This is a genomic window from Roseomonas sp. HF4 (assembly GCF_005222755.1).
In the GTDB taxonomy this organism is placed as follows: domain Bacteria; phylum Pseudomonadota; class Alphaproteobacteria; order Acetobacterales; family Acetobacteraceae; genus Neoroseomonas.
The window spans coordinates 68,332-92,331 of record NZ_STGD01000009.1 but is presented as its reverse complement, the minus strand read 5'-3'; the positions used below and the strand labels follow the sequence as shown (position 1 = coordinate 92,331).

Here is a 24,000-nt window from a genome sequence, read left to right as displayed (position 1 = left end):
CAGTCGCGGCCTCGGCCCTTCAGGCCGCAAGACGGACCTTGGTGCGTTCGATGTCACGGCTCGGGCGCGATGCGGAAGCGCAGCCGCCGCACCGCCCGGTCCGAGAGCCCGGCCGGCAGGGCATCGAGCACGCGCAGCAGCAGCGCGAGCGGCAGCGGGAAGGATGCGCGGCGCGCGCCGCGCAGGATGGCGCGCCGCGTGCGCGCGGCCGCGGCGTCGAGGTCCATCGCCATCGGCCGCGCGCCGATCCAGCGGGCACCCATGGCGCTGTCGAAGAAGCCGGGCAGCACGACCGTCACGCGCAGGCCGGCGGGTGCCAGCGCGGCGCGCAGCCCCTCCCCATAGGCGCGCAGCCCCGCCTTGGAGGCCGCATAGCCCGGCGCATCCGGCAGGCCGCGATAGGCGGCGAGCGAGGCGACCAGCGCGATCCGCCCTTCACGTCGCGCGCGCAGGCCGGGCAGCAGCGGCTCGACCGTGTGCATCGCGCCGATGAGGTTGACCGCGACCTGCAGCGTCGCGCCATCCAGGCCTTCCCACGTGCCATCGGGCGCGATCCCGCGCGAGATGCCGGCATTGGCGACGACGCAGTCGAAGGGCCGCGCGGCATCCCAGGCGAGCAGCCGCGCGGCCATCGCGGCGCCGTCGCGGACGTCGATCGCGGCGGTCTCGACCTCGGCGCCACGGGCGGCGCAGCGCGCGGCGGTCGCCGCCAGACCTTCCGGGCCGCGCGCGACCAGCCGCAGCGCCACGCCCGGCGCGGCGAAGCCCTCGGCCAGCGCGGCGCCGAGCCCGCGCGATGCGCCGGTCACGAGGATGCTGCGCGGCGGCGCGGTCACTCCGCCGCCCGGTCGAGCGCGAAGGGGCAGGCGGCCTCGAGCCGCGGCACGGCGTTGGCCACGGCCTCGTTCATCGCGTCCTCGCTGAACAGGCCGCCGCGCACCAGGCAGTGCGCGGCGAGCACGCGGCGGAGCGCATCGACCAGCGTCATGTCGGGCGCCGTGCGCTCGGTCCAGAAGCGGTCGAGCCCGTGCCGGAAGGTCAGACCCGGCATGTCGTAGAGCGCCTCGCCCAGCACCACGACCGGCTTGCCTTCCCGCAGCGCCTGCAGCCCCGCCGTGCTGTTCACGGTGACCAGCCCCGCGGCCGGGGCCAGGACGGGCGTGAAGGGCAGTTCCGGCAGCCAGGCGACGCGATCCGCGACGCCGAGCCGGCGCGCATGCCCGAGCGCGACGCGCCCCCAATCCGTCAGCCCGTTGTCGAGCGGATGGCCCTTCACCGCGAGCAGCGCATCGCGCGGCGCATGGGCGGCGAAGGAGGCGAGCACGGTCTCGATGACCGCGCCGAGCCCAGGGAAGGGCGAATGGAGGCGCAATTGGAAGTCGCCCTCGAGCTGCAGCGGCAGCACGAAGACCGGGCCCGCCCAGCCCTCGACGCCAGCCAGGCGCCGCGCCGCCTGCGCCCGGCGGACCGGCCGCAACGCCCCGCGCAGCGCCCAGCCGGCATATTCGTGGAAGGGGTTCCACTGCCGGTGCGTGCGCCAGTGCGGGAAGCGGCCGCGCCCCATCGCATTCGCGATGTTGTAGCGGACATCGTCCGTGGCACGCCGGAGGAAGGACCCGCCCGAGAGCGTCTCGGGCGCCGCAGGCGGCAGCCCGGCGGCCAGCGCCCGGATGCGCGCCGGGTCGCGCGGCAGGGGGGACCGCGCGTTCACGCCACCTTCCTCGAGCGTCACGTAGCCGGGGCGGAGATAGGCTTCCTCGAAGATCCAGGCGCGCAGGCCGCGCTTCCGCGCCAGCGCGATCGCCTCGACGTGAAAGGGGCGGCCGTCGCCGAACATGACCAGGTCCGTGACGCCCCGCGCCTCGACCAGGGCCGCGAGCCAGCCGGGCCAGTCGGCGGCGGGGCCGGTGAAGTCGGTCGCGGTCGGGCGGCGCCAGAACAGGCGGTCCCCGGCATTGAGGTTGACCCGGTGCACCGCGTGGCCGCGTGCGGCCAGCGCATCCCCAAGGCGCGCGAAGACATGCGTCGCGAGCCCCTGGAGGAACAGGAAGGAGCGCCCGCTCATGGGCCGCGCCCCGGCAGGAGGCGCGCCATGGCCCGGCCCTGCCAGCGACGCAGCCGCGCCAGCGCGCCGCCCCGCCAGGCCTGGGGCTGGCCGAGGCGCTCGAGCAGGGCTTCCGGCGGGCAGGGCAGTTCGGTCACCGGGTCCAGGTAGCGCGGGAAGAGGATCAGCGCGATGGCCACCATTTCGTCGAGGTCGAGGCGGCGGGTGCGGCGCGGGATCGGCGCGCGGTCCAGGGTCAGCCCCCAGCCGGCGTAGAAGGGGCGGCCCCAGCAGGTCACGGCGCGGCCGCGCAGCAGCGCCTCGAAGCCGGTGAGCGAGGTGATGGTGTGCACCTCCTCCACCTGGTCGAGCAGCGGCGCCATCGGCGCGCGGTCGAGCACGATGTCGGCCAGAGCGGCCGCCTCGGCCGCGGGCACGGCGCCGCGACGGTAGCCGGCCTCGACATCCGGATGCGGCTTGAAGGCGATGAAGGCGTCCGGGTGCAGGGCACGAACGGCGCGCAGCAAGTCGAGGTTGCCCGCGACCGGCGGCGCCGCGCCGCGCAGCACCGACAGGTCGTCCTCCACCTGGCCCGGGACCAGGATGCGCCGGCGGCCCGGCGTGGCGGGCAGCGCGGGCGCTCTGCCGCCGAGGTTGTACTTGGTGATGCCGCGGGCGAGCAGCGCCGCGCGCAGCGCCGCCGCGCGGGCGCGCAGCGCGGGCGGCACCTCGGCGGTCGCGAGCATCACCTCGAGGTCCGAGGGGCCCGTCGGGTCGTAGTAGGGCCGCCGCGAATCGACGCTGATCGAGGCCGCCGGCAGGAAGCCGGCGCCGAGCCCGGCCGAGCGCACGAAGCCGTCCTCCACCCAGGCCACCGGCACGCCGGCGGCACGCGCGCGGGGCAGCAGGTCGGCCGGCGCGCGGCTGGCCCAGACCGCAACGGCTCCGCCGCGGCGCGCGGCCTCGGCCAGCGCCGCCCCGGTGCCGCGGGCGAAGGCCGGCGGGCCGGCGGCGGAGGCGAGCGCGGCGGCCATCCGGCGGCGCTTCCAGAAGGCCATGCCGAGGCAGACCGCGATGCCGCGATTCGCCGTCTCCTGGCGCCGCCAGTCGGCAAGCAGGCCGAGCGCCTCCTCCATCGTGCAGGGGCTGGCGCGCACCGGGTCGGCGCAGCGCGCGGCCCCGACCAGGGCGGCCAGCAGCCCGATTCCGTCCGCCACCGCCCCCGACCCGAGCACGGGCACGCCCGCCAGCGTCGCCAGCCGCGCGGTCGGCCCCGGCAGCGCGTGGATCTCGGCCGCCGCGTCGATCAGCGTCCAGGGCGACACGCGGCGGTCGAGCGTTCCGGCCAGCACCGGCCGGGCGGCGGGCGGCATCGCCGGGTCGCGGATGGCGAGGACGCGGCCGCCCCGGCCCCGGGCCGCCTCAGCCAGCGCCGCCGCCGCCTCGGCCCGGGCGGGATCGCAGGGGTCAAGGAGCAGCACCGCCTCCCCCGGCGCGCAGCCGAGCGCAGCAGGGCCGGGGTCGGGCAGGCCGGGCGCGCCGCCGGCCCGCGCGGCCCGCAGCAGGGGGCGGAGCGCCGCGGCGCGGTCGCGCGCGGCGGCGCCAGGCGGGGCGGCCAGGGCGGCGGCGACAGGGTCGTCGGATTCGGCGGCGAACAGGACCGGGGGCACCATGCGCGTGCCAAAGCAGGTCGGCGCGAAAGGCCCGGCGTCGAGCCGCAGCACGCGACCGGGCCATCCGGCGGGCACCGGGCCCCCCACCTCGAGGGCGAGCAGGTCGCGGGCATCGGGCAGCGGCGGCGGCGGGCGGACGGCCCGGCCGGGCCAGAAGGCCGGCAGATGGGGCCAGCGCCGCAGCAGGGCATGCGGGGCGAAGAGGCTGCCAGGCCCATCGGGGGCTGCACGCTCTGGTTGCAATGCTCTGTTATCCTGCCGCGGCATAACCTTTAGGGCGAAGGGCGAACCCCGCCAACGCCCGGCATGCTCGGCGACATGTCTTCTTTTTTGCGTAAAGCACGCCGAAAGGCTAGGTTCCGGACGTGACGTGCCAAGGATTGTGCACCGTAATGAACCGATTCCCGTATCGATCCTGGCGCGGATGGGGTGGGGCCACAGTGGCGGCGCTGGTTCTGGTCGGCTGCGCCGAGACCGGTGGCCCTGCCGCCGACGCAACGGACGCCGTCGCGGCACCGATTTCCGACCCGGTCGTCGCCTTCGCGGCGGCGGCCTCCCCGGGGGCCGAGGACAGCGTCGTGCTGGCCGGCACCGGCCAGACCGCCAGCGTGCGCCTTGTCCGCGCCTACGCGGCCGCGAGCGGGCGGGAATGCCGCGAGGTTCAGGTGCGGACCGGCGGCGGCACCGAGACACGGCTCCTCTGCCGCGCCGGCGCAGGCTGGCGGGAAGCGCGCCCGCTGGTGCGCAGTGCCGCGCACAGCCGATGAGCGAGGCGGCGTCCCGACCGCCGCTCATCGACTGCGCGCGGGCACAGCTGCGCGTCATCGGCGCGCTCGTGATCCGCGAGATGCACAGCCGCTTCGGCCGCCGCCGCTTCGGCTACCTGGCCCTGTTCGCCGAGCCGCTGCTGCTGGCCGGCACCATCGCGCTGATCCACCAGACCCGCAGCGGCGGCGAGGGTATCCGCGGCAATTTCGAGTTCTTCGCGATCGGCTACCTGCTGTTCTTCAACTTCCGCGGCATCGTGACGCGGTCCTCCGGCACGATCCCGTCGAGCCTGCAGCTGCTCTATCACCGGCAGGTCACCCTGCCCGACGTTTTCTACGCGCGGCACCTGATCGAATCCGTCGCCTGCACGGGGGTCATGGCGATCTTCGTCTTCGCGGCCATCGCCTTCGGCGGCGACGCCCCGGACTCGCCCATGAAGATGCTGGCGGCGATGGGGCTGATGTTCCTGCTGGCGCAGGGCTTCGCGCTGATGATCGGCGCGGCGACGAGCGAATGGCACGGGATCGAGCGCGGCATCCACGTCCTGACATACCTGTCGATGCCCTTCAGCGGCCTGTTCTTCATGGTGGACTGGCTGCCGACCTGGATGCAGGAGATCGTGATCTGGGTGCCCATGGTGCACATCTTCGAACTGCTGCGCGACGGGCAGTTCGGCGACCGCTTCCGGCCGGTCTACGACCTGTCCTATGTCGCCGCCTGGATCCTGGCCACGCACCTCATCGGCCTGGCGGGGCTGCGCGTCGCGCGCCGCCGCATCGGGCTGGAATAGGGCGCGCCATGGGCCTGGAACTCATCGACGTCCACAAGTCCTACGCGATGAATACCGGGCGCAAGCAGGTGCTGCGCGGCGTGAACGCACGCTTCGAGAAGGGTGAGCGCGTCGGCATCCTCGGCCGCAACGGGACGGGCAAGTCGACGCTGGTGCGCATCCTGGGCGGCGTCGAGGCACCGACCCGGGGCGCGGTGAAGCGGAGCATGAGCGTCTCCTGGCCGATCGGCATGGCGGCGGGCTTCCAGTCCTCGATGACCGGGCAGGACAATTGCCGCTTCATCGCGCGCATCTACGGCCGCCCCGCGCAGGAGACCGTGGAGTTCGTCGAGAGCTTCGCCGAGCTCGGCGAATACCTGCGGATGCCGGTCGGGACATATTCGTCGGGCATGCGCTCGCGCCTCGGCCTCGCGATCTCGCTTGCGATCGAATTCGACTGCTTCCTGGTCGACGAGGCGCTGGCGGTCGGCGACACCAAGTTCGGCAGGGCCTTCGCCGCGCGGCTGGAACGCGCCGGGCTCATCATCGTGACGCACCAGCCATCCCTGGTCAGGCAGCTCTGCACCCGCGCGGCCGTCATGGACCAGGGCACCCTCACATTCTACGAAGACCTCGATGAAGCTCTCGCCACCTACAACAGCCTTTGACGGCACGACCGCGGACGCGGTCCCGGCCTGGAGCGAAGCGGCGCCGTCGCCGCCGCCGCGACCGAGGTCCTGGCTGCACCGCTTCATGGCCCACCCCTTCACCTGGTGGGTGCTGCTGCCGACGGCGATCGTCGCGGCGTATTTCTACCTCGTCGCGGCGCCGCAATACGTCTCGGAGACGCGGATCGTGGTGCGCTCCCGCGCCGAGGCGCCGACGGTCTCGCTCAGCGGCGCGATCTCCTCGGCCATGGGCGGCGGCGGCGGCGCATCCTCGGTCGAATCGAACAGCGTGCGGGAATTCCTGCTCTCCCACGATGCGGTGATGCGGGCGCAGGACCGGCTCGACCTCGTCTCGATCTGGCAGCGGGAGGAAGCGGATTTCTGGGCGCGCCTCGCGCACAGCGACCCGGAGCGGCTGACGAAGTTCTACAACTCCATGGTCTCGGCCGTGTTCGACAGCTCGACCGGGCTCCTGACGCTGCGCGTGCGCAGCTTCCGGCCCGAGGATTCGAAGGCGATCGCCGAGACGCTGCTCGAACTCTCCGAGGGCCTGGTGAACGGCCTCTCCGAACGCGCGCGCGAGGATGCGCTGCGCATCGCCCATGCCGAGGTCGGCATCGCCGAGCGCCGCGTGCTCGCCGCGCGCGAGGCCCTGACCGGCTTCCGGGAGCGCGAGCAGGACCTCGACAGCGCCGGCACGGCGGCGGCGGCGGCGCAGACCATCGCGGCGCTCGAGGCGACGCTGACCGGGGCGCGGGCGGAACTGCGCGAACGCATGGCCTTCATGCGCGCGGACAACCCGGCGCTGCTCGCGACCCACAACCGGATCGAGGCGCTGGAGCGCCAGATCATGGCCGAGCGCACGCGCCGCACCCAGGGCAACGGCACGCTGGCGCAGCAGCTCGCATCCTACGAACGCCTGGTGCTCGAACGCGAATTCGCCGACCGGCAGCTCGCCTCCGCCACCGCCAGCCTCGAGACGGCGCGAATGGATGCACAGCGCCAGCAGCTCTACGTCGCCCGCGTGGTCGCGCCCAACCTCGCCGTCTATCCCCTCTATCCGCGGAAACTGATCAGTGTCGGCAGCGTCTTCCTGGGTCTCTCCGTCGCCTTCGGCATCGGCTGGCTGCTCGTTGCCAGCATGCGGGACCATGCGGCCTAGCCCCCGGCGCGGCCTCGCGCTTCTCCTCGCGGTCCTGTTCGCCCTCGGCTGGGCCGGCACGGCCGCCGCGCAATCCGGCGCGCAGCGGCTGCCGCAGGGCATCGGCGGCGTGCCGGGCGCGCTGCCGGGCCTGCCGAACCTGCTGCCGCGCGGCCCCCAGGCGGGCGTGCCGGGTGCGGGGGAAGCGGCCGCCCAGCCGCCGCCGGTCTTCGACCAGCGCAGCCTGGCCGACATTCCCGGACAGGCGCGCGGCACCGAGCGCCTCGGCAGCCCGACCCAGGCCGAAGGCGGGCCATCCCTCGTGGCGCCGCTCGGCGACCAGGCGCGCATGGCGGGACCGGCGACCACGGTCTTCGGCGCGTCGCTGTTCACGCAGACGCCGCAGGCCTCCTCCGAGGCGCCGAACCCGAACTACGTGCTTGCGCCGGGGGACCGCGTCAGCGTGCGCGCCTGGGGCGCGGTGGAATCGGAACTGGTCGGCGTGATCGACCCCGCCGGCAACCTGTTCCTGCCCAATATCGGCCCGATCCGCGTGGCGGGAACGCGCGTGGGCGACCTGCAGGCGGTGGTCGAGAGCGAGATCCGCAAGGTCTACACGGCCCAGGTCCAGGTCTATGCGACCGTGCTCTCGACGCAGCGGATCGGCGTGTTCGTCACGGGCTTCGTGCGGGCACCGGGGCGCTATGCGGGCACGGCGTCGGACAGCATCCTCGACTTCCTGGTGCGGGCCGGCGGCGTCGATCCCGGCCGCGGCTCGCACCGCGAGATCGCCATCCGACGCAACAACCAGAGCGTCGCGACCGCCGACCTCTACGGCTTCCTGCTCGAAGGGCGCCTGCCCGCCGTGCGCCTGCAGGAAGGGGACACGATCGTCGTCGGCCGCCAGCGCGCGATGATCGGTGCCGACGGCGCCGTCCGGAACAACTACCTGTTCGAGAGCGCAAGCCGCGCCTCGCTCTCGGGGCGCGACCTGATCGACCTCGCGCGACCGCTGCCGGCCGCGACGAACGCGGTGGTGCGCGGCGTGCGGAGCGCGCAGCCCTTCTCCCGCTACATGTCCCTGGCCGAACTCGCGCAGCAGACGCTGCTCGACCAGGACACCGTGACCTTCGTGGCCGACGTCGCGGCGCGCACCATCCGCGTCAGCGTCGAGGGCAGCAGGCTCTATCCCTCGGTCCTGGTGGCGGACCGCGACATCACGCTCTGCAACCTGCTCGACCACATCGCGGTCGACCCGGGGCTCGCGAACACCGACGGCGTGTTCATCCTGCGCCCGGGCCTCGCGCTGCAGCAGAAGCGCGCGATCGACGAGGCGCTCGACCGGCTGGAACGCCAGCTCTTCCTCGCGCCCGCCGCGACCACGCGGGTGGCCGAGGCGCGGTCGCAGGAAGCGGCGCTGATCTCCCAGTACATCTCCCGCGCCCGGCGCGTGCAGCCGGAAGGCCGGCTCGTCGTGATGGGCGCGGACGGCGCCTGCGCGCCGCTGCGGCTGCAGAACGGCGACATCGTCGTGATTCCCGAACGCTCGCAGACCGTGATGGTGCAGGGGGAGGTGAACTTCCCCCAGGCGGTTGTCTGGCGGGAGGGCTGGACGACGGCCCAGTTCATCGAGGCGGCCGGCGGCCTGACGCCGCGCGGGAACAATTCCACGCTGATGCTCCGCCGCCCCTCGGGCCAGGCGATCCTGAACCCCGCCGTGGCGCCACGGCCGGGGGATGAGCTGATCGCGCTGCCCTACCTCGACCCGAAATACTGGCAGTTCGCGACCGACCTGGTGACGGCGCTGTTCCAGGTGGCGCTGGCGGCGCGGGTGTTCATCGACTGACACCCTGCGGACGAAGGCTGCACCTTCGTCCGCCTCTGGCGCCGGGCAGGACGCCGACGCCGCGGGGCATGGGTCCCGCGCCAGCCCGTCAGGTCGGCTCGCCCTCCAGCGGCTGCGCGCCGCAGGCCCGCAGGAACACCAGCACGTCGTGCGCGGCCTGGCGCACCGCGGCTTCCTCCGTGCCCTTGGCGACCACCGCGACGCCGCCCCCGCCCTGGCGGTAGTAGGGGTAGGACCCGATGTCGAGGTCCGGGTAGCGCGCCTGGATGCCCGCGAGCCCCTCCGCGATCCGCCCTTCCATCAGCCCGGTCGCGTGGACGGCGGCCGAGACCACCGGCGGGCCGCCCTTCAGCGTCGGCGCCAGCGCCTCGAACATCGCCTGCATGATCCGCGGCACACCGGCCAGCACATGGACGTTGCCCATGGTGAAGCCCGGCGCGATCGAGACGATGTTGTCGATCAGCGCCGCACCGCGCGGCATCGTCGCCATCCGCTGGCGCGCGGCGTTGAAGTCGCCGGGCGGGACCTGGCGGGCATAGTGGGATTCCAGCCGGCGCCAGGCCTCGGGATGCGGCTCCCAGGGCACGCCGAAGGCGGCGGCGACGCATTCGCTCGTGATGTCGTCATGCGTCGGGCCGATGCCGCCGGTGGTGAAGACGTGGTCGTATGTCGCGCGCACCTCGTTGACGGTGGCGACGATGGTGTCCCGGACGTCGGGGATGATCCGCGCCTCGCGCAGCGGGATGCCGATCTCGCCGAGGCGGGTCGCGAGGTACTTCAGGTTGGCGTCCTGCGTGCGGCCCGACAGCACCTCGTTGCCGATGATGAGCAGGCAGGCGGTCGGGTTGGTCATGGCGGTTCCTCCGCGGCCAGGATAGGCGCGTCGCGCGTCCGCACAATCGCCCGGACGCCAGCGCCCCACATCCGATCGACGGGCGGACGGTCGGGGGAGGAGAACCTCCCCCGAGCCCCCTCCCTTCCTTGTCACTTGGCGCTGGTCCTGGAAGGTCGGGCGCCAAGAAGACAAAGAAGGTTGTGGGGGGTCCGGGGGGAGAAGTTCCCTTCTCCCCCCGGCACTTGCCTTCCGCTCGCATCCGAAGCCCTCATCGCGGCCAGCCCGCTCAGAGAAAATCCCGCAGCAGCGCGACCAGCGGCACGTCCGCCGGCGGCATCGCGTAGTCGCGCAGCCGCTGCGGCCGCACCCAGGCGAGCGCCTGGCCTTCCATCCCGGTCACCTCCCCCTGCCAGCGGCGGCAGAGGAACAGCGGCATCAGCAGGTGGAAGGCCTCGTAGCCATGGGAGGCGAAGGCGAAGGGCGCGAGGCAGGCCTCGGTCACGTCGATGCCGAGTTCCTCGCGCAATTCGCGGATCAGGGCGCGTTCCGGCGTCTCCCCCGGGCGCACCTTGCCGCCGGGGAATTCCCAGAGGCCGGCGAGCGGCTTGCCCTCGGGCCGGCGCGCCAGCAGCACGCGGTTGTCGGGGTCGATCAGCCCGACGGCGGCGACCAGCAGGATGGGCTTGCCGTCGGCCACGGCCTCGGGCGCCCGCGCGGCGGGCGCCGGCGCGGGCACGAGGTCGCCGCGCCCGGCCTCGAACCGCAGGACCCGCATCGCGCCGCCGCGGGACAGGAAGTCGCGCATCCCCTCTCCCGCCGGGTGGAAGCCGATGCGCTTCAGCACCGCGGCCGAGCGCGCATTGTCGGTGAGCGCCGAGGCCGTCACGCGGTCGATGTCGAGATTGGCGAGCCCCCAGCGCAGCAGCCGCCCCGCCGCCTCGGGCGCGATGCCCTGGCCCCAGTGCGGCCGGCCGACCCAGTAGCCGAGTTCCGCGCTGCGCGCCGCCGCATCCACGGTCAGGCCGGCGCAGCCGAGCAGCGCGCCGCCCTCGGCCTCCGGCCGCGCGATGGCGAGGTGCCAGGCCTCCCCCGCCGCGAGTTGCTTCGCGGTCGAGGCGATCCAGTCGTGGGCGAGCTCGCGCGGATAGGGGAAGGGCACGCGCGCCAGGGTCTTCGCCACCTCCCAGTCGTTGACCAGGCGGTGCAGCTCCGCCGCGTCCTCGGCGCGCAGCGGGCGCAGCACGAAGCGGCCGGTGTCGAGCGGCGCGAAGGGGGGCGCGGAGTCGGGCATCGCGGCCAGGAACGGCCGGGCCGCGGGCCGCGTCAAGGCTTGCGCGCGACCAGCAGCACGAACATCGGCGCCGCGTCGCGCGGGAAGGGCAGCCAGGCCGCTGCGCGCGCCGCCAGCGCCGCCACGGCCAGCGACGCGTGCCAGGTCCAGCGATGCGCGAAGAAGGGTCCGCCGGGCCGCGTCTTCACGGGCGCGAGCCGCCCCATCCGGTGGATCAGCGGCTGGGCTGCGACCGGCGGCAGGGCGAGGATTTCCTCGACCGCCCAGCCGCAGCGCGCGGCCAGCGCCGCCATGGCCCCCGCGCTCCACCAGGACAGGTGGTGCGGCGGCGCGTTGAAGGCGAAGTTCGGGATGGTCGTCATGGCGGAGGGCCACAGCGGCGCGCCGATCATCACCAGCCCGCCCGGCCGCACCGCGTGCCCCATCCCGCGCGCAAGCGCGAGCGGGTCCGCCACGTGCTCGATGACCTGGAAGGCGCAGGCGGCGTCGTATGTCCCGGCGTGCCGCGCCGCGTGGTCGGCAAGGTCCTCGGCGATCACCGTGGCCTCGGGCGCGGCATGGGCGCCCGGGTTGGGGTCGAGGCCCGTGTATCGTGCGCCGGGGATCAGCCGCGCGAAGGCGCCGGCGCCGGCGCCGACCTCCAGCACCGCGTCGCCCGGCCGGATGCGCGCCGCGGCATGCGGGTACTCGGCACGGTCTCGCCCGGCGCGGCGCACCCGCCCGCCCGCGTCGAGCCGCGCATAGAGCGCCGCGTAGAAGGCGCCGTCGCCCTCGGCCGCCGGGGCGAAGAAGGCAAGGCCGCAGGGTGCGCGCCAGAGGCCGATGCGCCCCGCCGGCAAGGGCGTCGGCTCCACGCCGAAGCCGCGGCGCCAGAGGCCACGCAGCAGCCCGGCCGGGATCTCCTGGACCAGCGTCGCGGCCTCCCCCGTGATGGGGCAGGTGCCGGGCGTCACGCCGCGGCGCCCGGCGCGTGGCGGCGCAACACGCGCACCTGCTCCGGCCCCAGCACCTCGTATTCCACGTGGCGCCAGCGGATGACGCGCGTGCGCGCGCTCAGCGTGAACAGCAGCAGCACGAGCGGCGCCGTCAGCGGCACCGCGGCGCCGAGCGCGAGTTGCAACGTGCGCGCCGCGAAGCCCTCGCGGATGCCGACGGCGCGCGTCACGCGGTCCTGCAGCGCCGCACGCGCCGCGCCGAGGGCGGCCAGCGGCGCCAGCCACCACCCCGCAGCGGCGTCGCCGGCCAGCGCCAGCAGCAGCAGCGGCAGGGCCAGCGCCTCGGCCGCAAGCACGCCGCCGAGCAGCCACCAGAGCCGCGGGACGTAGACGCGCACGATCTGCAACTGCCGCTTCTTGAAGGCGATCGCCTCCCGGTCGCCGCCCTCGGGGGGTGTCGGCACCAGCACGGCGCGGCGGGTCAGTACCCGCAGGCCAAGCGCGCGCGCGCGCCGGCTGATCGCGCCATCGGTCGAGAAGGTGCGCGCCAACGCATCGGGAAGGTCCATGCGCGCGAGTGCCCCGCGCGAGACCGCGACCGAGCCGCCCCAGACCAGCCCGGTCGCCACGAAGCGCGGCCCGAGTGCAAGCGCACGATCCAGCCAGGCGACGACGTGCCGCCCCGGCCCCGCGCCGTCCAGCGCATGCCAGCGATAGCCGGTCACGAGGTCCGCCGTGCCGTTCAGCGCCGGCGTCGCGAGCCAGGACAGCCAAGTGTCCTGCGGCAGGATATCGGCGTCGAGCAGCACGAGCGCGTCGTCCCCGGCATCCACGCGCGCCAGGGCCGCGATCATGTTCGTGGCCTTCTGGCTGCGCGTGTCGTCCACGCCGGCGACCAGGATCTCGACCGGGAAGGGCAGCCGCGGCGCGAGTTCCCGCACCTGCGCCGCGGCGGGGTCGGCCTCGGATTCGACCGCGACCAGCAGGCGCCGCGGCCGCAGCGTCTGGCGCGCCAGGGCGTCGAACAGCGGCGGCAGCCCCGCGGTGCGGCCGGTCACGGCCAGCAGCAGGGAGACGCAGCCTTCGACGGCGACGGCGGGCGGGCGGAAGTGGCGGAGGAACCAGAGGATGCCGGCGAGCCAGGCGAGGGAGGCGAGCAGGGCGATGGCGCCCGGGACGTTCGTCACGCAGCGCCCCGGAGCGGGGCCTTGCCCCCCTCCGGACCTCCCCCCACCAAGGGCCGAAAGGCCCTTGGAACCCGGGACTTGGGCGAGCGTTGCAGGTGGCCGAGTATCGGTTTCCAAAGGCCTTTCGGCCTTTGGCGGGTGGGGTCCGGGGAGGGCGGCGCCCTCCCCGTTACCGCCCGTGCCCGCACTAGCTCCGATACGACCCGTTGATGTCGATGTACCCGTGCGTCAGGTCGCAGGTCCACACCGTGGCCTTGCCGCGCCCGAGCCCGATGTCGACCGTGATCTCGACCTCGCGGCCCTTCATGTGGGCCACGACCGGCGTCTCGTCGTAGCCGTCGACCACGCCGCCGTCCTTCGCCATCCAGGTGCCGCCGACCGCGATCGAGAGCGTGTCGCGATCCGCCGGCTCGCCCGACTTGCCGACCGCCATGACGATGCGACCCCAGTTCGCGTCCTCCCCGGCGATGGCGGTCTTCACCAGCGGGGAATTCGCGATGCACATGCCGATGCGGTGTGCCGAGCGCGCCGTGGTGGCGCCGGTCACGTCGATGCGGATGAGCTTCTGCGCCCCCTCCCCGTCGCGCGCGACCATCAGCGCCAGGTCCATCAGCACCCCGTTCAGCGCGCGCGCGAAGTCCTTCAGCACGGGCCCGCCCTCGGCCGGCACGCGCGGATGCTTCGCGACACCCGTCGCGAACAGCATGACGGTGTCGGAGGTCGAGGTGTCGCTATCGACCGTGATGCAGTTGAAGGACCGGTCGCAACCCTTCTTGAGCAGCGCCTGCAACGCCGGCGCCGGGATCTTCGCGTCGGTCGCGAGGAAGGAGAGCATCGTCGCCATGTCGGGCGCGATCATGCCCGACCCCTTGGCGATGCCGGCGATGGTGACGGTCGTCTCCCCGATGCGCGCGGTGCGCGTGGCCGCCTTGGGGAAGGTGTCGGTGGTCATGATGGCGCGGGCGGCGGGGCCGAAGCCCGATTCCGCGACGGCGCCGAAGACGGCCGGCAGGGCGCCGACCAGCTTCTCGGTCGGCAGGCGTTCCCCGATCACGCCGGTCGAGGCCAGGAAGACCTCGCGCGGCTTGCAGCCCAGGATCGCGGCCGCCGCCTCGGCGGTCCTGGCGCAGGTCTCGCGGCCCGCCTTGCCGGTGAAGACGTTGGAATTGCCCGAGGTGACGACCAGGCCGCGCGCCTTGCCGCCCTTCAGCGCCGCGCGCGACCATTCGACCGGCGCGCCCGGGCAGCGGTTCTTCGTGAAGACGCCCGCCGCCGTCGTGCCGGCCGGGAAGGCCATGGCCATGACGTCCTCGCGCGCGCGGTAGCGGATCTCGGCCATGCCGGTGGCCACGCGCACGCCCGGCACGGGCGGCATCTCGGGCATCGGCAGCGCGAGGGGAGAGACGGGATGGGCCTGTCCGGCCATGGCGTGTCCTCGTGGTGTCCTGGAAGGGTCGAACTCAGCGCCGGATCGGGCCGCCCGGGCGGGCGGCGGGCGCGGCGGGGGCGGGCGGCTCGGCCTGGTCGGTCGGGCGGGGGGCGGTGCCGTCGAGGTTGAAGCGCTCGATCCGGGCGGCGCTGCGGGCGCGCTCGACGGCGGCCTGCACCTCGGTCTGCAGCAGTTGCTGGCGAAGCGCCTCGGCCACGTCGTCGAAGGCGGGCGCGGCAGCGCTGCGGCGTTCCTCGACCTTGATGAGATGCCAGCCGAAAGGGCTGCGGACCGGCGCCTCGCTCACCTGGCCGGCCTGGAGTGCGAAGGCGGCATTGGCGAATTCGGGCACCATGTCGCCGCGGCGGAAGAAGCCGAGGTCGCCGCCCTCCCGCGCCCCGGGGCCGGTCGACAGGCGCTGCGCGACCGCCGTGAAGTCGGCGCCGCCGCGGATCTCGGCCAGTGCCGTGCGCGCCTCGGCCTCGGTCGGCACCAGGATGTGGCGGGCGCGCACCTCCTCCTCGGCCGGGCGGCCGGCGATCTCGCTCTCGTAGCGGGCACGCACGGCCTCGGTCGTGACGCGGCCGGCGATCTCGCGCGACAGCCAGGCCTGCTGCAGTTCCTGTTCCTCGGCACGGCGGATGCGGGCGCGCACCTCCTCGTCCCGGTCGAGGCCGGCGCGGCGGGCGGCGGCGGCGATGGAACGCCCGGCGATCATCTGGTCGAGCAGCAGGGGATAGAGCATCTGGGGCGGCGCGCCGCGCAATTCCTCCGGCAGGTCCTGCGCCGCGGCGGCCAGGTCCGAGAGCAGGATCGGCTCCCCGTCCACCCGCGCCACCACGGGGTCCCCGGGCGGCGTGGCGGGCACCGGCGCCTGGGCCGAGGCCGTCGCGGCGGCCAGCAGCAGGGCAAGCGCGAGGCCCGCGCAAAGGGGGAAAGCGGGGCGGTGGCGCTGGGTCATGCGATCTCGGTTCCGGGGACGCCGGGAAGATGGCGGAAGCGTCACGGCCCCACAAGGCGCCCGGCGTTGACCCGCCCCGCCCTGCCCCCTATCTCTGCCGGGGCCGCGCCGCGACCCGCGACCCGACCGCACCGGTCCGGCCTGCCGCGGCGCGTTCCGTTCGCGACCGTGCCATGGTGCCGGCCGCCCCGCCGGAGACCGACGCCCCTCATGTTCGCCCGCCTCGCCGCCGCCATCTTCGGCACCTCGAACGACCGCGCGCTCAAGCGCTACCAGGCGCGGGTGCCGGCCATCAACGCGCTCGAGCCGAAGATGCAGGCGCTGTCCGACGAGGCGCTGGCCGGCCAGACCGCGCTGTTCCGCGAACGGCTGGCCAAGGGCGAGACGCTGGACGACCTGCTGCCCGAGGCCTTCGCGACGGTGCGCGAGGCCGCCCGCCGGGTCCTGGGGCTGCGCCATTTCGACGTGCAGATGATCGGCGGCATGGTGCTGCACGAGGGCAAGATCGCCGAGATGAAGACCGGCGAGGGCAAGACGCTGGTCGCGACCCTGCCGGTCTACCTCAATGCCCTGCCGGCCAGGGGCGTCCACGTCGTGACCGTGAACGACTACCTGGCGACGCGCGACGCCGAATGGATGGGGCGGATCTATGGCTTCCTCGGCCTGACCGTCGGCACCATCGTGCATGGGCTGACGGACGACGAGCGCCGCCAGTCCTACGCCTGTGACGTCACCTACGGCACCAACAACGAATACGGCTTCGACTACCTGCGCGACAACATGAAGTACCGCCTGGAGGACATGGTCCAGCGCGACTTCGCCTACGCGATCGTGGACGAGGTCGACAGCATCCTGGTCGACGAGGCGCGCACGCCGCTCATCATCTCCGGCCCGTCCGAGGACAGTTCCGACCTCTATCGCAAGGTCGACGAGGTGGTGAAGGAGCTGGTGAAGGACGAGGCGGTCTACGAGAAGGACGAGAAGCAGCGCACCGTCACCCTGACCGAGGACGGCAGCGAGCGCATCGAGCAGATGCTGAAGGACGCCGGGCTGCTCGAGGAGGGCGACCTCTACGACATCGGCAACGTCACGCTGGTGCACCACCTGAACCAGTCGGTGCGCGCGCACACGCTGTTCAAGCGCGACGTGGAATACGTCGTGCGCAACGACAAGATCGTCATCATCGACGAGTTCACCGGCCGCATGATGGAAGGCCGGCGCTATTCGGACGGGCTGCACCAGGCGCTGGAAGCCAAGGAGCACGTGACCGTCCAGCCCGAGAACCAGACGCTGGCTTCGATCACCTTCCAGAACTACTTCCGGCTGTACCCCAAGCTCGCCGGCATGACCGGCACGGCGTCCACGGAAGCCGACGAGTTCGCCGAGATCTACAAGCTCGACGTCGTCGAGATCCCGACCAACGTGCCGGTGGCGCGCGAGGACAGCGACGACGAGGTCTACCGCACCGCCACCGAGAAATACGAGGCGGTGGCCGTGCTGATCGAGGAGGCGCGCGGCCGCGGCCAGCCCTGCCTGGTCGGCACCACGAGCATCGAGAAGTCGGAACTGATCTCGGGCCTGCTCAAGAAGAAGAACGTCCCGCACCAGGTGCTGAACGCCCGCTACCACGAGCAGGAGGCGACGATCGTCGCGCAGGCCGGCCGCCCGGGTGCCGTGACCATCGCGACCAACATGGCCGGCCGCGGAACCGACATCCAGCTCGGCGGCAATTTCGAGATGCTGGCGCGCCAGGAAGCCGGCACGAACGAGGGGCCGGAGTACGAGGCGGCGATCGCGAAGCACAAGGCCGAGGTCGAGGCCGTGCGCCCGGCGGTGAAGGAGGCCGGCGGCCTTTTCGTCATCGGCACCGAACGGCACGAGAGCCGGCGCATCGACAACCAGCTGCGCGGCCGCTCCGGCCGCCAGGGCGACCCGGGCGCGTCGCGCTTCTTCCTGTCGCTCGAAGACGACCTGATGCGGATCTTCGGGTCGGACCGCATGGGGGGCATGCTGACCCGCCTCGGCCTCAAGGAAGGGGAGGCGATCGTCCACCCCTGGATCAACAAGGCGCTCGAGAAGGCGCAGAAGAAGGTCGAGGCGCGCAACTTCGACATGCGCAAGAACCTTCTCAAGTACGACGACGTCATGAACGACCAGCGCAAGGAAGTGTATTCCCAGCGCCGCGCCTTCATGATGGCCGACGACGTGCTCGAGACGATCCAAGAGATGCGGCGCGAGACGATCGGCGACCTCGTCGCCCGCTGCATCCCCGAGAACGCCTATCCCGAGCAATGGGACCTCGAGACGCTGTCGCGCCAGGTGCAGGAGGTGCTGAACCTCGACGTTCCGGTCGCCGACTGGGCGAAGGAGGAAGGCATCGACGACGAGGCGGTGCGCGAGCGGCTGGAGGAGGCGGCCGACCGCTCCTATGCCGCGCGCGCCGCCAATGTCGGCCCGGACATCATGCGCCAGGTCGAGAAGTCGCTGCTGCTGCAGGTCTTCGACCAGGTGTGGAAGGAACACCTGCTGGCGCTCGACCACCTGCGGCAGGGGATCGGGCTGCGCGCCTATGGCCAGCGCGACCCGCTGAACGAGTACAAGTCGGAAGCCTTCGCGCTGTTCAACACCATGCTGGGCGACCTGCGCGAGCGCGTGACGTCGCTGCTGCTGCGCATCGAGCTGCGCCCCGAGGCGCCGCCGCCCATGCCCGAGGGCATCGGCTTCCTCGACATGCGCCACCCCGACCCGGCGATGGCGGCGGCCGAGCTCGAGCTGGCAGGCGCCGGCACGACCTACGAAGCCGTGCCCATGGCCATCGGCACCGCCGCACCACGCCCGGCGGCGCAGGGCGTCGATCCGGACGATCCGTCCACCTGGCACCGCACGCCGCGCAACGCCCCCTGCCCCTGCGGCTCGGGCAAGAAGTTCAAGGTCTGCCACGGGCGGGCGGTGTGATCCTGCGGGGCCGGCGCCGCACCCGCGCCGCGCGGTCAGCCCACCCGTTCGACGCTGCCGTCGAGGTCCATGACGCCGGCGACGACCTCCAGCCCCGGCTGGCGTTCGCCGACCGCGGCGCGGAAGGCGCGCAGCACCCCGGCATGGGCGGCGGTCTCCGCCGCCCGGGTGGCGACCGCCGCTTCGCCCAGCGCGATCCGCGCCGCGCCGCAGTCGCGATGCGTGACGGCCACGACGCGGCGGATCGCGTGAAGCTGCACCGACACCGCGAGGTTCTGCCAGAAGGTGTCGTGCCAGGCCGCGAAATGCGGATGCACGGCACCGATCGGCCCGCCCGCCACCACGAACTGGCTGTACCGGTCGCGCAGGCCGATCTCGGCCATGTGGAACAGGCCGTGGGTGGTGAAGCGCGGGTCGATGCAGTTCAGCAGCATCGCCTCGTACCGCCCGCTTGCCGCGCCGGCGCCACGCGGCCCTGCCACCAGGCCGAGGCCGGCCGCGATCAGCCCGAAGGCCGCGCGGCGCCCTGCCATCCCGGGGCGGGGCGGGCAGCATCGGCATGGGGCGCCCCCCGGGGCGTGCGGCGCCTGGGCCATCGGGTCGGTCATGCGGTCCGTCTCCTCGGCCCCCCGGCGGCATCCGGATGGAGGTGGCCGGCGGCAGGGCCGGGGGGGGCGCCGCCAGTCTGGCCGGAAAAGGCAACCGAAATGCTACCGCCCAGCCCCGGCTCGGCAGGGGCGCACGGCGGCATGAGGCGGGCGCCGTGCCCGCTTCCGGCCGCTGCCGGCCCGTTCGCACGGCTGGCTGGCGTGCGGGCTTGGCTGGTGGCCGCCGTCGTGGTGATGGCCGGCCTGCCGGCCTCGCCGGCCGCAGCGCATTGGGAATACACGCGCTGGGGCATGACCCAGCAGCAGGTGATCGCCGCATCCCGCGGCGCCGTGCGCGCCCTGCCGGTGGGCGAACGGCGTCCGGTGCCGAGCGCCCGCATGGAATACCGGGCGTCGGGGCAGTTCCGCACGGCTGGGTTGCAGATGACCGTCGCCTTCGCGTTTGACGGGCGCAATGGCGGGCTCGTCTGCGTCTCGGCGCGCGTCGAGGAAGGCCAGGCGGACGCGCTGCGTGCGCGGCTCGAGCGGCAATTCGGCCCCGCCCAGGAACGCGGGCAGGACCCCGGCACCGGCGCCCGGTCCTATGGCTGGTCCCGCCCGGACGAGATCGATCTTCAGGTCACCCGCGGGCAACCCGCGGTCCTGCTGCACTGCGCGCGCGGCGTGTGAGGCCCGCAGGCCGGAGATGTGAACCGGATTGCGTTTGCTAACAACGGGCGCGGGGAGAGGGGAATTTCTCCCCCCGAGTTCCGCCCTCGACCTTCCCTGGCATCAGGCGGGGATGCCTGCATGTGTGGCAGCGGGTGCCGGGGAAAGGGGGCCTGGGCGTCCCGTGTGCGGGAGGTTCCACGCGTCGCCTTCTTCAGGCCGAGGCATGCGCCGGCCGGGCGCGACCGCCACGGCACGGCGCCGCGCGGTTCATTCGCCCGGCGAAAGGGTCTTGATCAGGTCGAAGACGCGCTTGCGCACCGAAGGGTCGGTGATGCGGTAGTAGGCCCGCACGAGTTCCAGCGTCTCCCGGCGATGGAGCGTGTCGTCCTCGAAGCCGTCCTGGCCCTCGGCGAAGCCGAAGGCGGCGGCACGGGACCGGGTCGCGTTGTTGCCGCCGAGCTCCGGCGACATGTCGTCGAAGAAGAAGCCGATCGGCACATCCAGCACCCGGGCGAGGTCGAAAAGCCGGCTCGCCCCGATCCGGTTCACGCCACGCTCGTATTTCTGGATCTGCTGGAACGTGAGGCCAAGCGCCTCGCCCAGCTTTTCCTGGCTCATGCCGAGCAACGTGCGGCGCAGGCGGACCCGCGAGCCGACATGCACGTCGATCGGGCTGGCCCGATGTTCGCGCTCGGCGCGATCCGCAGTCCCGTCGCTCGCCATCCGGCCCTCCACGCCCCGTATGTCCACGGTCGCCTCCTGGTCACGCAATGGTCGCGTGTGAGCGGCCCCGCGTTGCATCCTGGATACGGCGTCGTTCATTCTTCGTCAACTCTTTTTCCGATTTTTGTTTTTTGAGACATTTCAGGCGTGCCGTGGCCGTGCTGTCTCACGGTTGGCGATTCGTCTTCCGCCCTGCCCACCACCCGGAGGCGAGGGCGAGGACGGCCAGGATGCCGCCGATCGGCAGTCCGAACCGCGCGAAGGGCGTCGGCTCCCGCGCCGCGGGCAAGGGCGCCATCAGCACACCCGTCTCGCCGAGTCCCGTGCGCGCCACCTCCCGCCCACGCGCGTCGAACACGGCCGAGACGCCGGTCTGCGCGGCCCGCGCGAGCGGCAGCCCTTCCTCGATCGCGCGTAGCCGCGCCGCAGCCAGGTGCTGCCAGGGCCCGGCCGAGATCCCGAACCAGGCATCGTTCGTGACGTTCACGAGCCAATCGGGGCGTTCCGCCGGCGTGACGCGACCCGGGAAGATCACCTCGTAGCAGATGAGCGCGCCGAAGGGCGGCACCCAGCCGGCCCGCACCGGCCGACGTTCCCCGCCGGAGGAGAAATCCATCCCGCCCTGCACGATCCGGATGGGCAACAGCCCCGACAGCGGCATGTATTCGCCGAAGGGCACCAGCGTGACCTTGTCGGCCACGCCCCGCACCTCCCCCGCCGGGTCGATCGCCACCAAGCTGTTGAAGACCCGCTGCGCCCGGCCCTGCGCGCCGAATTCGGCCCGCACGCTGCCCGAGAGCAGCATGGCGCGCTGCGGCAGCGCCCCGGCCACCAGGCGCCGCACCTCCGGGTCGTCGGCCAGCAGGAAGGGCACGGCCGTCTCGGGCCAGATCACGACCAGGCCGTAGTCCTCGGGCAGGTCGCGCAGCGCGGCGAGCGCCGCTTCGCGCGTGCCCTCGATGTAGCGGCGCAGCACGGGAATCCTTTGCTCCTCCCGCCACTTCAGCTCCTGCGCGACATTGCCCTGCACGATGAGCAGGCCGACCGGGCGGGGCGCCGGCTCCTCCGGCCAGAGCCGCACCAGGCCAAAGGCGGCGAAGCCCGCCAGCGCGGCGGCACCGCCCAGCATCGCCCGGCGGCCGAGCAGCGGCGTCGCCATCACCAGCAGCGTCACCAGCGACAGCCCGTGCACGCCGACCCAGGCCGCCGCCTGGACCGGCAGCGCGCCGAAGGCCCAGACCGTGCCGAGGAGGTTCCAGGGAAAGCCCGTGAAGACCCAGCCGCGCAGCAACTCGAACCCGACCCAGGCGCCGGCGAAGACGAGCACGCGCGGCCAGCCCGCCCGCACCCGCCAGGCGAGCGCCGCCGGCCCCGCCACGAACAGCGCCAGCGGCAGCGCCAGCGCAGGCGCGGCAATCGGCACCAGCCACCAGAAGCGCTCGGCCTCGACCAGGATGGCGTGGGTGATCCAGTAGAGTCCGGCCGCGAAATGCCCCCAGCCCCAGGCGAAGCCGACCCAGAACGCGGCCCGCCCCGTCGGCGCGGCACCCAGCATGACCAGCAGGCCGGGGATCGCGACCAGCAGGACAGGCACGGCATGGACCGGCGGCAGCGCCAGTGCGGCCAGGGCACCGAGCCCCGCCGCCGTGACGAGGGCACGCCAGCCGCGACGCGCGGCAAGATGGCCGAGGAGACGATCCCACATGCGGCAAGGGTCCTAGGAGGCGGGCGGGGCGATGGCGGGAGGGCTCCGCCCTCCGGGACCCACCCGCCAAGGGCCGAAAGGCCCTTGGAACCCGATACCTGGGTCGGCGCGGCGTCGGCCAGTGGCGCACCACCCCGATGATGGTGTCCAGAGGCCTTTCGGCCTCTGGCAGGGGGTGCAGGGGGGCGGCGCCCCCATGCCGCGGCCGCGCAATGCCACCCGCCTACTCGGCCGCAGCGCGCTGGGTCGGGTCCCCCGGCCGGCGCACGCGCAGCCGCCGGATGCGCCGCGGGTCGGCGTCCAGGATCTGGAATTCGAGCCCCGACGGATGGGACACGAGTTCCCCCTTGGCCGGCGCCCGGCCCGCGAGCGTGAACACGAGCCCGCCCACCGTGTCGATGTCTGCGCCGCGTTCCTCATCCGTCAGCACCTGGCCTAACCGCGCCTCGAAGGCCGCGATCGGCGTGCGGGCGTCGAGCTCGATGGTGCCGTCGGCGCGTTCGGTGATCTGCGGCTCGACGTCCTCGTCGTGCTCGTCGCTGATGTCGCCGACGATGGTCTCGACCAGGTCCTCGATGGTGATGAGGCCGTCGATGCCGCCGTATTCGTCCACCACCAGCGCCATGTGGACGCGCGACTGGCGCATCTGCAGCAGCAGGTCGAGCACGGGGATGGACGGCACGACGAACAGCGGCCGCCGCAGGATCGACTTCAGGTCAAAGGACCCTTCCCGCCCGACCGAGGCGAAGACATCCTTGATGTGGACCATGCCCACGATGTCGTCGAGGCCCTCGCGGTAGACCGGGTAGCGGCTGTGCCCGTCCTTCTGGATCAGGGCGATCGCCTGCTGGATCGTCAGCTCCTCGGGCATCGCCATGATGTCGGCGCGCGGCACCATCACGTCGTAGGCGGTGGTGCCCTGCAGGCGCAGCACGTTGGACAGCAAGGCGCGTTCATGGGTGTCGAGGTCGCTCTCGTCGGGTTCCTCGCCCTCGGTCTCGCGCGTGTCCTCGTGGCGGCGCTCGATCAGTTCCTCGACGCGGTCGCGCACGGATTCCGCCTCGCGGCGGCGCAGCAGGCTCTGAAGCTTCCAGAACAGGCCGGATCTGGGGGAGACCTCGCTCATGGTGTTGTGCCCTCAGACGCCGGGCGCGGCCTCCGGCCGCTTGGCTTGCGCGCCATGCACGGGCGCGCGGGGCATGACGGGCGGGCTGGGCGCGGTCGCGCCGTGCGCTCCGCGCCCGCGGCCTCGGGCCGCCGTGTGGGGTGCCGGGCGCGCGGGCGGCGGGCGGCGGTGGCGCGTGTCGCGACGGGCGTCATGCCACGTGCCGCCAGGGGTTGGGCAAGCCAAGGCGGCGCATGACGCGCGCCTCGGCACGCTCCATCCGCCGCGCCTCGCCGGCCTCGAGGTGATCGTGCCCCGTCAGGTGCAGCGCGCCATGGGCCACCAGATGGGCCAGGTGCGCGGCCGGGTGCCGCCCGGCCTCGCGCGCTTCGCGCCGCACCACGCCGAGCGCCAGCGCGACATCGCCGAGCACGCCCGGCGCCCCCGCCGGGAAGGACAGCACGTTGGTCGACTTCGCCTTGGCGCGATGCTGGCCGTTCAGGCGCTTGACCTCGGTATCGTCGGTCAGCAGCACGGTCACCGCGCCGGTGGCGCCGGCCTCGCGCAATGCGGCCTCGGCGGCCCGGCGCACCAGCGCCTCGGGCCGCTTCACGGCGGCGCGCCAGCCCGGCGCCGCCAGGACCACGGAGATGTCCACCATCCCCCCTGGCCCGTTCCGAAGCCCAGCCTGGCCGCCTGAAACGCG

21 protein-coding genes are annotated in these 24,000 nt (G+C 73.4%); 7 read left to right on the top strand and 14 right to left on the bottom strand.

Going from position 1 to position 24,000, the window contains the following annotated elements:
* Window positions 1-53 precede the first annotated feature (53 nt).
* The 3 genes from E8M80_RS14870 to E8M80_RS14860 are packed head-to-tail and all read right to left on the bottom strand — an operon-like array spanning window position 54 to window position 3,960.
* Entirely contained in the window at window positions 54-836 is a 783-nt protein-coding gene (locus E8M80_RS14870; RefSeq protein WP_137126488.1) for an SDR family oxidoreductase, read from the bottom strand.
* Complete coding sequence (locus E8M80_RS14865) at window positions 833-2,065, bottom strand: capsule biosynthesis protein (protein ID WP_137126487.1); 1,233 nt, start codon at window positions 2,063-2,065, stop codon at window positions 833-835. The genes E8M80_RS14870 and E8M80_RS14865 overlap by 4 nt, the downstream gene beginning before the upstream one ends.
* Complete coding sequence (locus tag E8M80_RS14860) at window positions 2,062-3,960, bottom strand: beta-3-deoxy-D-manno-oct-2-ulosonic acid transferase (protein ID WP_137126486.1); 1,899 nt, start codon at window positions 3,958-3,960, stop codon at window positions 2,062-2,064. Before E8M80_RS14860 ends, E8M80_RS14865 begins: the two co-directional genes overlap by 4 nt.
* Window positions 3,961-4,109: 149 nt before the next feature.
* Between E8M80_RS14860 and E8M80_RS14855 the strand changes: the two genes are divergently transcribed.
* From E8M80_RS14855 to E8M80_RS14835, 5 genes are all read left to right on the top strand, one after another.
* A complete protein-coding gene (locus tag E8M80_RS14855) occupies window positions 4,110-4,484 on the top strand; it encodes a DVU3141 family protein (protein WP_137126485.1) in 375 nt (124 codons plus the stop codon).
* Window positions 4,481-5,275 (top strand): ABC transporter permease, encoded by a 795-nt coding sequence (locus tag E8M80_RS14850; RefSeq protein ID WP_170979433.1) that lies wholly within the window; start codon window positions 4,481-4,483, stop codon window positions 5,273-5,275. The genes E8M80_RS14855 and E8M80_RS14850 overlap by 4 nt, the downstream gene beginning before the upstream one ends.
* Before the next feature lie 8 nt (window positions 5,276-5,283).
* Window positions 5,284-5,922, top strand: coding sequence for an ABC transporter ATP-binding protein (locus E8M80_RS14845; protein ID WP_137126483.1), 639 nt, complete (start codon window positions 5,284-5,286; stop codon window positions 5,920-5,922).
* An 85-nt stretch (window positions 5,923-6,007) separates the two neighbouring features.
* Window positions 6,008-7,084 carry a capsule biosynthesis protein gene (locus E8M80_RS14840; RefSeq protein WP_240790049.1) on the top strand — a complete coding sequence of 359 codons (1,077 nt, stop codon included), beginning with the start codon at window positions 6,008-6,010 and terminating at the stop codon, window positions 7,082-7,084.
* Entirely contained in the window at window positions 7,074-8,909 is a 1,836-nt protein-coding gene (locus tag E8M80_RS14835; RefSeq protein WP_137126481.1) for a polysaccharide biosynthesis/export family protein, read from the top strand. The genes E8M80_RS14840 and E8M80_RS14835 overlap by 11 nt, the downstream gene beginning before the upstream one ends.
* An 88-nt stretch (window positions 8,910-8,997) precedes the next feature.
* Here the strand turns inward: E8M80_RS14835 and E8M80_RS14830 are convergent, their stop codons facing one another.
* The 6 genes from E8M80_RS14830 to E8M80_RS14805 form a co-directional block, all read right to left on the bottom strand.
* Entirely contained in the window at window positions 8,998-9,762 is a 765-nt protein-coding gene (locus tag E8M80_RS14830) for a molybdopterin-binding protein (RefSeq protein ID WP_137126480.1), read from the bottom strand.
* Between the two features lie 268 nt (window positions 9,763-10,030).
* Complete coding sequence (locus tag E8M80_RS26950; protein WP_137126479.1) at window positions 10,031-11,035, bottom strand: bifunctional GNAT family N-acetyltransferase/(deoxy)nucleoside triphosphate pyrophosphohydrolase; 1,005 nt, start codon at window positions 11,033-11,035, stop codon at window positions 10,031-10,033.
* Between the two features lie 32 nt (window positions 11,036-11,067).
* On the bottom strand, window positions 11,068-11,988 hold the full coding sequence (locus tag E8M80_RS14820) for a bifunctional 2-polyprenyl-6-hydroxyphenol methylase/3-demethylubiquinol 3-O-methyltransferase UbiG (protein WP_170979432.1): 921 nt from the start codon (window positions 11,986-11,988) through the stop codon (window positions 11,068-11,070).
* Window positions 11,985-13,157 carry a glycosyltransferase gene (locus E8M80_RS14815; RefSeq protein ID WP_170979431.1) on the bottom strand — a complete coding sequence of 391 codons (1,173 nt, stop codon included), beginning with the start codon at window positions 13,155-13,157 and terminating at the stop codon, window positions 11,985-11,987. Before E8M80_RS14815 ends, E8M80_RS14820 begins: the two co-directional genes overlap by 4 nt.
* Window positions 13,158-13,344: 187 nt before the next feature.
* Window positions 13,345-14,583 (bottom strand): bifunctional glutamate N-acetyltransferase/amino-acid acetyltransferase ArgJ, encoded by a 1,239-nt coding sequence (argJ, locus tag E8M80_RS14810; protein ID WP_137126477.1) that lies wholly within the window; start codon window positions 14,581-14,583, stop codon window positions 13,345-13,347.
* A 34-nt stretch (window positions 14,584-14,617) separates the two neighbouring features.
* The gene (locus E8M80_RS14805; protein ID WP_137126476.1) at window positions 14,618-15,547 is read right to left on the bottom strand and encodes a peptidylprolyl isomerase; all 930 of its coding nucleotides are present in this window, start codon (window positions 15,545-15,547) and stop codon (window positions 14,618-14,620) included.
* Window positions 15,548-15,757: 210 nt separating this feature from the next.
* Here E8M80_RS14805 and secA point away from each other — a divergent pair, with 210 nt between their 5' ends.
* Window positions 15,758-18,502: a preprotein translocase subunit SecA gene (gene secA / locus E8M80_RS14800; protein ID WP_137126475.1), complete on the top strand. Its 2,745-nt coding sequence runs from the start codon at window positions 15,758-15,760 to the stop codon at window positions 18,500-18,502.
* 35 nt (window positions 18,503-18,537) lie between these two features.
* Here secA and E8M80_RS14795 read toward each other — a convergent pair whose 3' ends face one another.
* On the bottom strand, window positions 18,538-19,035 hold the full coding sequence (locus E8M80_RS14795) for a hypothetical protein (protein ID WP_137126474.1): 498 nt from the start codon (window positions 19,033-19,035) through the stop codon (window positions 18,538-18,540).
* Window positions 19,036-19,326: 291 nt separating this feature from the next.
* On the opposite strand from E8M80_RS14795, the gene E8M80_RS14790 reads away from it, so the two are divergent.
* The gene (locus E8M80_RS14790) at window positions 19,327-19,779 is read left to right on the top strand and encodes a hypothetical protein (RefSeq protein WP_137126473.1); all 453 of its coding nucleotides are present in this window, start codon (window positions 19,327-19,329) and stop codon (window positions 19,777-19,779) included.
* Between the two features lie 249 nt (window positions 19,780-20,028).
* Here the strand turns inward: E8M80_RS14790 and E8M80_RS14785 are convergent, their stop codons facing one another.
* The 4 genes from E8M80_RS14785 to ybeY all read right to left on the bottom strand — a co-directional run bounded on the left by E8M80_RS14785 (window position 20,029) and on the right by ybeY (window position 23,955).
* Window positions 20,029-20,484: a helix-turn-helix domain-containing protein gene (locus E8M80_RS14785; RefSeq protein ID WP_137126591.1), complete on the bottom strand. Its 456-nt coding sequence runs from the start codon at window positions 20,482-20,484 to the stop codon at window positions 20,029-20,031.
* A gap of 166 nt (window positions 20,485-20,650) precedes the next feature.
* Complete coding sequence (gene lnt / locus E8M80_RS14780) at window positions 20,651-22,189, bottom strand: apolipoprotein N-acyltransferase (protein ID WP_137126472.1); 1,539 nt, start codon at window positions 22,187-22,189, stop codon at window positions 20,651-20,653.
* A 223-nt stretch (window positions 22,190-22,412) separates the two neighbouring features.
* Window positions 22,413-23,315, bottom strand: coding sequence for a hemolysin family protein (locus E8M80_RS14775; protein ID WP_137126471.1), 903 nt, complete (start codon window positions 23,313-23,315; stop codon window positions 22,413-22,415).
* Window positions 23,316-23,505: 190 nt separating this feature from the next.
* Window positions 23,506-23,955: an rRNA maturation RNase YbeY gene (ybeY, locus tag E8M80_RS14770; protein WP_137126470.1), complete on the bottom strand. Its 450-nt coding sequence runs from the start codon at window positions 23,953-23,955 to the stop codon at window positions 23,506-23,508.
* Window positions 23,956-24,000: the final 45 nt, after the last annotated feature.

Excerpts from the sequence above, each read along its gene's own strand:
- E8M80_RS14865 (WP_137126487.1), bottom strand. The coding sequence starts at position 2,065 with ATGAGCGGGCGCTCCTTCCTGTTCCTCCAGGGGCTCGCGACGCATGTC.
- E8M80_RS14855 (WP_137126485.1), top strand. The coding sequence starts at position 4,110 with ATGAACCGATTCCCGTATCGATCCTGGCGCGGATGGGGTGGGGCCACA.
- E8M80_RS14850 (WP_170979433.1), top strand. The coding sequence starts at position 4,481 with ATGAGCGAGGCGGCGTCCCGACCGCCGCTCATCGACTGCGCGCGGGCA.
- E8M80_RS14845 (WP_137126483.1), top strand. The coding sequence starts at position 5,284 with ATGGGCCTGGAACTCATCGACGTCCACAAGTCCTACGCGATGAATACC.
- E8M80_RS14840 (WP_240790049.1), top strand. The coding sequence starts at position 6,008 with ATGGCCCACCCCTTCACCTGGTGGGTGCTGCTGCCGACGGCGATCGTC.
- E8M80_RS14835 (WP_137126481.1), top strand. The coding sequence starts at position 7,074 with ATGCGGCCTAGCCCCCGGCGCGGCCTCGCGCTTCTCCTCGCGGTCCTG.
- E8M80_RS14830 (WP_137126480.1), bottom strand. The coding sequence starts at position 9,762 with ATGACCAACCCGACCGCCTGCCTGCTCATCATCGGCAACGAGGTGCTG.
- E8M80_RS26950 (WP_137126479.1), bottom strand. The coding sequence starts at position 11,035 with ATGCCCGACTCCGCGCCCCCCTTCGCGCCGCTCGACACCGGCCGCTTC.
- argJ (WP_137126477.1), bottom strand. The coding sequence starts at position 14,583 with ATGGCCGGACAGGCCCATCCCGTCTCTCCCCTCGCGCTGCCGATGCCC.
- E8M80_RS14805 (WP_137126476.1), bottom strand. The coding sequence starts at position 15,547 with ATGACCCAGCGCCACCGCCCCGCTTTCCCCCTTTGCGCGGGCCTCGCG.
- secA (WP_137126475.1), top strand. The coding sequence starts at position 15,758 with ATGTTCGCCCGCCTCGCCGCCGCCATCTTCGGCACCTCGAACGACCGC.
- E8M80_RS14795 (WP_137126474.1), bottom strand. The coding sequence starts at position 19,035 with ATGGCAGGGCGCCGCGCGGCCTTCGGGCTGATCGCGGCCGGCCTCGGC.
- E8M80_RS14785 (WP_137126591.1), bottom strand. The coding sequence starts at position 20,484 with ATGGCGAGCGACGGGACTGCGGATCGCGCCGAGCGCGAACATCGGGCC.
- lnt (WP_137126472.1), bottom strand. The coding sequence starts at position 22,189 with ATGTGGGATCGTCTCCTCGGCCATCTTGCCGCGCGTCGCGGCTGGCGT.
- E8M80_RS14775 (WP_137126471.1), bottom strand. The coding sequence starts at position 23,315 with ATGAGCGAGGTCTCCCCCAGATCCGGCCTGTTCTGGAAGCTTCAGAGC.
- ybeY (WP_137126470.1), bottom strand. The coding sequence starts at position 23,955 with ATGGTGGACATCTCCGTGGTCCTGGCGGCGCCGGGCTGGCGCGCCGCC.